This is a genomic window from Acidisphaera sp. L21, assembly GCF_009765685.1.
GTDB lineage: Bacteria > Pseudomonadota > Alphaproteobacteria > Acetobacterales > Acetobacteraceae > LMUY01.
This window is the reverse complement of record NZ_LMUY01000161.1, coordinates 1-701: the sequence shown is the minus strand read 5'-3', so window position 1 is coordinate 701 and position 701 is coordinate 1. Positions and strand designations below refer to the sequence as shown.

Annotated in this window: 1 protein-coding gene; it reads left to right on the top strand. The window is 68.5% G+C overall.

Translation table 11 applies throughout. The features are described from left to right. Nucleotides 1-490: hypothetical protein (locus GSQ76_RS30745; RefSeq protein WP_216851379.1), on the top strand; the 490-nt coding region annotated here is incomplete at its 5' end. Nucleotides 491-701 lie beyond the last annotated feature (211 nt).

The window sequence follows — 701 nt, the reverse complement described above, 5'->3', positions numbered from 1 at the left end:
GGCGGCGGCGGCGGCGGAGGCCCGGCGGGATTTCGTGGGGCGGACCGCGATCGTCGCGGCGGCGTTTGGCCAGGTGTCGCGTGCCATTCGGCGGACGGTGTTGTTGGCCGAGCGGCTGGAGACGGGGTGGGCGCGGCCCATTCGTGTCGATGACCGGCAGGCGATGGCGCGGCGGCAGATTGGCCGTGCCGTGCAGGATGCCATTGCGCGCAACGCGGATGCCGGGGAGGCCGAGCGGCTGACCGAGGCGTTGCGGGAGCGGTTGGATTCGTTGGATGCGCTGGAGGATATCGGCGACCGGCCGGCGGAACAGCTCATCCGCGAGATCTGCCGCGACCTGGGGCTGGATCCGGTGGGGAAGTGGAATTTACCTGCCAGCGAGCATCCGAAAGGGGCGTCGCCTGCGACGATATTCCGCTCGACCGAGCGACCGCTTCGGCGATCTTCGCCCCGCGCCCCGCCCGAGGATGACTGTCCGCCAGATACCTAGCCCAGGCGCAGGGGGTGCAGGGGGCGACTGCCCCATGCCGGGTGCAGGGCAGCGCCCTGCGACTAGGGCCATATGACTGGCCTTTCGGTTAATGCTGTTCCTGATACCAGTCGTGATCGCGCTCCCACGAGGCCGTGGAATTGCGCATAAGCTCGTTGCCCAGTCCGGTGTAAGCGCTGCTCTGAGACCCTTTTCCGTCGATCAGGTGGCG